Consider the following 7,199-nt stretch of genomic DNA (forward strand, 5'->3'; position numbering starts at 1 on the left):
AGCTGTTTGTATTATATACTTGTTTTTATTTTTGATAATATAGACATGGGATATATTGGGGATCAGGGGATATATGAAGAAAGCTTTTGCTGTTCAAAGTTTCACTGTACATATGAGAGATGAAAAATTTTGGGGATTGACTAAAGAAGTACAGAAGCCCTTTAGAAGCATATTCAGCTATTGGATTAATCGGTAGTACTTGAAAAAATTAATCGGGATGGAAATACGGGGCGTTTACAGGTAAACTTATAATAAAGAACTAGCGGAGTATTTGACCTTTTTAGGTTTGGCGGTACTTCATTATGATAAGTGTAGTTACATATTTAGAGAAAGTGTCATGCCATATTTTAGCAATAACGGGAGACAAGGATATACAAGTGCCACCTGAACATGCTAAACGAATTGCTTTATATGTTAGTGGTGAAGCAGAATGGCATATCATTCCGAACATGAAACATTATGAACATAAGCATACAATGATTCGATTAAGGAAGGAATATAAGAGGCTTATGGATAAATCTATTGAAGAAGAGTTATTACATGTGATGAAGGAATGGTTAAAAAAACATTATCTTTCATAGGAGCTGTAGTTGTGAGGAAACAAAAAATTTTATTATTTATGTTATTAGGGCTTTTAATTATGACAGTAGCTTGTGATAAGCAAGAAGAAACTGAAACGAAACCAGTTCAAGTGAAAAATGAAAAAAATCACGAGAAGAAGCAGAAGGAAAAAGAAGAAAAAGACGCGACGGGTATGGACTTAATGGATAAGCAATTATTGCTTTCCGCAACACTTGGTGATACAGAAACAGCTATGAAGTTAATAAAAGATGGAGCAAATATAAATGTAGTAGGCGATCAAGGCGAAACACCGATAATGGCAGCGACATACCACAATCATGTTGACACAGTAAAAGCATTGATTGATGCAGGGGCTGATATTGAGTTACAAGATAAAAAACAAAATAATCCGTTTCTGTATGCAAGTAAAGAAGGATATATTGATATTGTGAAGTTAACAATTGATGCAGGGACGAATATAAAGGAAACAAATCATTCTGGTAACACAGCGCTTATTGCAGCAGCTGAAAGAGGACATGTCGAAGTTGTAAAAGAGCTATTAAATCGTACACAAATCGATGTGAATTATAAGAATGATCATGGTGGGACCGCATTGTTGGAAACAATTGTTTTAGGAAATGGTAGTGAAAATCACAAACAAATCGTTCAGTTACTAATTGACCATGGAGCAGATGTAAACATGGCTAATCGTGAAGGAATCGCTCCTTTACAGCATGCAGAAAAACGAGGGTTTAAAGAAATTGTTAATATGTTGAAATTAGCTGGAGCAAATGAAATAAAATAGTCTACACTATAATATAAGCTGTTATAAAAAGAGGTGAGGGAGCAAAGAAAGTATGCGAACTCATCTCTTTTTATATAATTACATCACATCATGCACGAATTGCTAGATTGATTTAAAGTTGTCTACTTAGCTCTTCTGCTCGTTGACGAAGACGTTCGTATTCTTTACGGAGTTCGTCTATTAATTGTCTTCCCATATATTCTGTAGAAGATTGTTTACTTGTCACAACTTGAATCATTTCATCATATTTTTTTCGGCTCTTACTTTCCCAATCTTCTACTCCGTCATCAATTTGAGAATTTGTTGTCTGAACGACAGTATGAAAATCAGACATTGCAGATTGTACCATCCCAATATGACGTGAAACAGCTGCCATTTGTACTAATAGTTTTTTGTGCTCTATATATTTCTCTACTACGTCAAACATATTTAACCTTCTTTCCAAAAAGAAATCTAAGTATTTTTAATACTAGTATTTACTGTTTATGGTAACTGTGAAGCTTTGAAAGTGTCAATCATTAAAAATGTTATTTTCAGTAAATATATAATAGTAGTGTAATAAGGAAAATTAAGACAAAGAGGAGAGATGGGAGAAATAGATGGGGAAAATCAATGTAGATCCAGATCAATTAGAAGAACTAGCTTCGCAAATTGGTAAGTTAGAGGCTAAGTATACTGCGGATCCTCGGTTAACTGTTGAGATGCCCTATGTTGGTAAAGGACAAAAAAACACCAATGCAGAGGGTTGGTTACGCGATAAAGATTTTTATTGGAAAGAGATGTTAGAGAAGTACCCAGAAGCGTTTAATAGGTCAAATAGACAAAAAATAGAATTAGGATTCTCACCTATAAACAATCCAACGTTTAGAAAACATTTTCCTCAATATGATTTAAAAGAATTATATAATGACACTTTAATACATCATCACATTGGTGGTGGAGGTCAAGCTGTGGCTGTACCCTCAAAACTACATCCAGGTTTAGGAGGGATTCATAATGCTGAGAAAAGCGCAGGAGTTTGGGGAAATGACCAAAAATATGCTGAACTATTAGAAAAATTCTTAGAAAAGTAAGGGTGATTATTTTGGTAATGAAGGATGCTATGAGCAAATATTTTAATTTAAGAAAAGAATATTTTGATAAAGGATTAGATTTTTTATTTAAAACGCCATATAACGAAGAAGTTGATTCATTTATATATCAGGGTGAAATGGATGATGAAGAAGAAATTTCATGGAAACCTATTGAAAAAAATAATAAGAATGATTTAACGACGATTGAGGAAAGGTTTGAAATTAAACTGCACACTTCGATTGATGACTATTTTAATTCTTATTGGTTTGCTGATTTAGATGGATTTATTGGTAATCATTATATTAGGTTAGAACCTGTATTACCAAATATTGAATTGGATTCCTTCGAAAGTAATTTAGAAGGATATAAAAACAATCATAATAAGGTTGATAAGACTCCCATAGGTGTAGAGGGGAACGGTTTGATAGTTGTTTTAGATAATGTAAGTGGTAAGGTTGAATTGGAGGATTTTGAACGAGGTTCGTTTAAAGAGATTGCGAATAGTCTAGATGAGCTAATTTCTAGTTTAAGGTTGCAAAAATAAAATAATAAGAACGTTTATGTAAAAAAGACCGTCTGATATTAGAGGGTCTTTTTTACATAAGGACATATTCATTGTATCCAAGCCAAGGTGCAACAGTAGAACTTTGGGAAAGAAAGTTAAAGCAATTGGAAATATAAAATAAGTAAATATCAGTAAGGTGGTAAGGTGTAATGGAAAATAAAGATATTAGTTTGCTTGAAGAATTACTTTATAATACAAATAAAGAGGATACAATTAGCCGACTAAAGAATATAGATAACCCAATAATTCTTCATTGTTTTGCAGCAAATTATAATTGGAATAGTGGATTTGATATACCAAATGCAATTCTTGAAAATAAAGATTGTGACTTAGGAACGGGATTACTAATGTTTCATTATGCGGATGGATATCGACTATTAGAAAGTCCAGAGGAAGTTTCGAATTCTCCATTACAAGAATGGAAGGTTTTTATATTAAAACTTCAAAATAAAATTATGAATTTGGAGTTTAAAACACAAAATATATCATTTAGCCCTGAATTAACAAAAATTCAAATATTCAAGTTGAAAAAAAGGAACCCAAGTATTTCAGATATTCTTATTAGTGAGTCACCAGGAAATATAATTGATATTCCTAAAATATAAATAAACATTAAAAACTCATTACAGTAAATAAATGAGTTTGGTTATAGTGATTTTATAAAGCTTACTATACTAATTTATATTTTATGTACGGATATGCTAAAGTTCGTGGTGCTAAATTTAAATACGCACAAGTATATATGAATGAAAAATAAAGTATATGTGAAGTGGATAGAAAAAATAATAGGGTGTTTGAAAATATATACTCCATGATGGTTGTACCATCATGGAGTACTGTGTGCAATGATAGAATAGAAAACGAAGTACGAGCTTAGGCGAAATGACATTTTACATGGCGGTGAATATAAACATATGGAATGGGCATGAAACTAACGAACTCGTACAAACTCGTAAGTTTTAACGTAGTAGTTGTCATGATATATAAAAGGTGTCATACTGTTACTACAAAACTTACAAATTTAATGCTACTTAAAAACATATGAACTTAAAGCACTTGATTGTCAAATAAAGGCAACAAGTGCTTTTTTGCGTTTTAGGATAGAAATGAGTAGACACATTATAATTTTATAAGTGTGCTAAGTATTAAATTTTTATAGATTGTAATGGTTGTGAACAGGGTATGACGATAGTAGAGGAAAAAATAAAGGGTTGTGTTACTTTTTGAAGTCATCGTAAAGTACGTTTTAACGGATGGACGTTATGCACACGTTATCCGCAAAAAATGGGTAAACGTTACAGGGACTTTAATTGCTGTAACGGGAGAGGACTCAATATGGAAGAGAAAGTAGTTGGTTATGTACGAGTTTCAACAGAAGGACAAGTGCGTGAAGGGTATAGCCTAACGTATCAAGTAGAAGAAATTGAACGGTACTGCATCGAAAATAAACTACACCTGCTTCACATATACGAAGATAAAGGAATTAGCGGAGCGACAGTAGATGAAGATGGATTAACAGTTGAACGTGAAGGTCTACAAGAGCTATTGTCGGATATTGCATATCATCAAGTGAGCAAAGTTATTGTACTAAATACATCTCGGTTATGGCGCTCTGATATGGCAAAAGTATTAATACAAAGAGAGCTAAAAAAACATGCGGTTGATGTGAAAGCAATTGAACAACCAAACTACAGTATATATGCACATGACCCAAATGACTTTTTAGTAAATGGCATGTTAGAACTACTAGACCAATATCAACGTCTCGAGATTGCATTAAAGCTAAGTCGAGGCAGAAAGAAGAAAGCAGAACAAGGTGGATATGCAGGTGGCGGTGTGATGTTTGGTTATAGAGTAAAGAAAGGACAGAAAGTGTTAGAAGTAGATGCGGAGAAAGCAATTATTGTACGCAGACTATTTGAATTAAGATACTTTTTTAGGCACTGGTCGTTAGCTCAATTAGCAGAACGACTGAATAGGGAAGGGTATCGTACTGAGAAAGGAAAGTTGTTTACGAAAGTGCAAGTGAAACGCATGTTAGACCGAGAGAGTTTTTATCGAGGGGTATATACGTACGGGCAAATACAAACAAACGGTAAACATTCAGCAATAATGTAACAGCCGTACTTAAAAAAATCGCTCATTTTACTATATGTATTTATGAAGTTATAAAAATGGATAGGCTTGCGTACCTATGCGCATCGGAAGATGAACGCTCGAACTAAGGTTGCCGACATTTTTATATATGACTAAATAATTGAATAGAGGGATGAGTTATGCATAATAGACAGAACTATTTGTATGTAGGAGTAGATTTACATAAGGAGCATCATACGGCTGTTATGATTAATTGTTGGCAAGAGAAATTAGGAGAAATACAATTTGATAATAAACCATCTGCATTTTCGAAGTTTTTATTAGAAGTAGAGACATATGTGAGTGTCGGGCTATCAGTTGTATTTGGTTTAGAGGATGTTGGTGGTTACTTAAAAGGGACAGAAAAACAAAAGGATATTTGAAACTACATAGAGGTTGTCCTAAAAGTAGCTATTCAGCTACTTTGGGGACAACCTCATTCTTACTATTAGAGAGATAAGAGATCAAAAGCATAATGGAACCTTATCTTTTTTATGTGATTAGATGCTTCATAATGAATTCCTCTCGTTGCATTATTTGTTTAACTCCATTGCAACTTGTTTTCCATTTACTAAAGCTGCTGCCACTGCTACTACAACTTCCATTACTTTTTTCATTCCTCATCTCTCCTTGTTTCTTGTTTTATTCCTTACTTTAAGTATAGTCAAATATTAGGAAGACAAACATCGAATTGGGTGACGGGAGACTTACAGTATTGTAAGAAAAAACAGTTGAGCTGTAAGGGAGAAATCCATTTTTGAAATTAGTTCAGTTTCTGTAATCTGAAAAATTAGATATTTAAAGGTATAATATGGAAGAACTGGTTTTAGAAAGAAGGGGCATAGATGAAAAGAATTCTTGTAATAAGTGATATTCATGGAGAAATAGAGAAATTTGAAAGGCTATTAGTAGAAGCACAATATAACGCGAAAGAGGATCAGTTAATTTTACTAGGGGATTATGTTGATCGTGGTCCAAATGCAAAGGCTGTAATAGAAAAAGTAAAGCAATTAAAGAAAGAAGGAGCTTTTGTTCTAAAAGGAAATCACGAAGATATGATGATTAAAGCATTAACAACTAATGAAGAAAAATCATGGAATCATTGGGTAAAGAGAAATGGTGGAGATCAAACGTTATATAGTTATGGTTTTTTAGAGAGCGATATTGCTGTCACTGAAGGAGCTTTTGAAAAACCAAATTTGAAGTCTGATATATTAGAAGAACATTTGAGTTTTATCCAAGAACTAGATCATTTCATTGAAACAGAAGAGTATATATTTGTACACGCAGGTGTTGAACCTGCAAAGCCAGTTACTGAGTCGGAGCCATACACATTAATGTGGATTCGGAAGGAGTTTCATAGTGGCTATGATGGTGAAAAGATTGTTGTATTTGGACATACGGAAACAAAAACACTGCATGGTGATAATAATTGTAATGTGTATTTTGGGAATAACCGAATTGTAGGAATTGATGGCGGGGCAGTATATGGCGGCCAGTTGAACTGTTTAGAATTACCAAGTCAAAATGTATATGTAGTGAAAGAATAATATATAAAAGAGATAAGGGATCAAAACAAAGATCAAACCTTATCTCTTTTATGTGTTTACATAATTTGTGAAATCATTACTACGATTCATTATTGATTTAACTCCATTGCAACTTGCTTACCATTTACGAAAACCTCTACCACAGCTACTACAACTTCAATCATTTTTTTCATCGCTTATCTCTCCTTTGTTATCTCATTTCTTATTTTCAGTATAGCTGACGGTAAGTTCTGTAACCATCGAATTAGGTGACGTGAGGATGACAGTGTTGTAAGGTATGTAATTTCTATTTGAAAATATTTTTTGCTAAGGGAAAGTTAAGAAATAGATTTCATAATAAAGTCTATATAGAACGTTATATATACATCAGTTAAAAAAACGACATAAAACACCCCTCTTTTTAGGTGGAAGAGAGCATCTAGCCATGCATAGAAGCGGTCAGTGCCTTGTTTTTCCACATGCGAAGTAAACACAGAAAGAGCAAACGAGTGGAGGTTACTTTTTATTC

8 protein-coding genes and 2 pseudogenes are annotated in these 7,199 nt (G+C 33.2%); 8 read left to right on the forward strand and 2 right to left on the reverse strand.

Annotated features, from left to right (window positions below; all coding sequences use genetic code 11):
• Positions 1–299: 299 nt before the first annotated feature.
• Together V7183_RS19215 and V7183_RS19220 are read left to right on the forward strand one after the other, a co-directional pair.
• A pseudogene (locus V7183_RS19215) lies at positions 300–581 on the forward strand (alpha/beta hydrolase); the annotation flags it as partial.
• The gene (locus V7183_RS19220) at positions 554–1,366 is read left to right on the forward strand and encodes an ankyrin repeat domain-containing protein (RefSeq protein ID WP_097896591.1); all 813 of its coding nucleotides are present in this window, start codon (positions 554–556) and stop codon (positions 1,364–1,366) included. The pseudogene V7183_RS19215 and the gene V7183_RS19220, both read left to right, overlap by 28 nt.
• 112 nt (positions 1,367–1,478) lie before the next feature.
• Here the strand turns inward: V7183_RS19220 and V7183_RS19225 are convergent, their stop codons facing one another.
• A complete protein-coding gene (locus V7183_RS19225) occupies positions 1,479–1,793 on the reverse strand; it encodes a hypothetical protein (RefSeq protein ID WP_335360493.1) in 315 nt (104 codons plus the stop codon).
• A 172-nt stretch (positions 1,794–1,965) separates the two neighbouring features.
• Between V7183_RS19225 and V7183_RS19230 the strand changes: the two genes are divergently transcribed.
• The 6 genes and pseudogenes from V7183_RS19230 (at position 1,966) to V7183_RS19255 (ending at position 6,691) form a co-directional block, all read left to right on the forward strand.
• Positions 1,966–2,439: a hypothetical protein gene (locus V7183_RS19230; RefSeq protein WP_335360494.1), complete on the forward strand. Its 474-nt coding sequence runs from the start codon at positions 1,966–1,968 to the stop codon at positions 2,437–2,439.
• 29 nt (positions 2,440–2,468) lie between these two features.
• Positions 2,469–2,984 carry a SecY-interacting protein Syd gene (locus V7183_RS19235; RefSeq protein WP_335360499.1) on the forward strand — a complete coding sequence of 172 codons (516 nt, stop codon included), beginning with the start codon at positions 2,469–2,471 and terminating at the stop codon, positions 2,982–2,984.
• A gap of 170 nt (positions 2,985–3,154) precedes the next feature.
• On the forward strand, positions 3,155–3,610 hold the full coding sequence (locus tag V7183_RS19240) for a DUF4274 domain-containing protein (RefSeq protein ID WP_335360495.1): 456 nt from the start codon (positions 3,155–3,157) through the stop codon (positions 3,608–3,610).
• 730 nt (positions 3,611–4,340) lie between these two features.
• Positions 4,341–5,123 (forward strand): recombinase family protein, encoded by a 783-nt coding sequence (locus tag V7183_RS19245; protein WP_335360496.1) that lies wholly within the window; start codon positions 4,341–4,343, stop codon positions 5,121–5,123.
• Positions 5,124–5,281: 158 nt separating this feature from the next.
• Positions 5,282–5,509, forward strand: a pseudogene (locus tag V7183_RS19250) (IS110 family transposase); the annotation flags it as partial.
• A 477-nt stretch (positions 5,510–5,986) separates the two neighbouring features.
• On the forward strand, positions 5,987–6,691 hold the full coding sequence (locus V7183_RS19255; RefSeq protein WP_335360497.1) for a metallophosphoesterase family protein: 705 nt from the start codon (positions 5,987–5,989) through the stop codon (positions 6,689–6,691).
• 317 nt (positions 6,692–7,008) lie between these two features.
• Here V7183_RS19255 and V7183_RS19260 read toward each other — a convergent pair.
• Positions 7,009–7,199: hypothetical protein (locus V7183_RS19260; protein ID WP_335360498.1), on the reverse strand; the 191-nt coding region annotated here is incomplete at its 5' end.

It is taken from the genome of Bacillus sp. JJ1127 (assembly GCF_036965845.1).
Taxonomy (GTDB): Bacteria; Bacillota; Bacilli; order Bacillales; family Bacillaceae_G; genus Bacillus_A.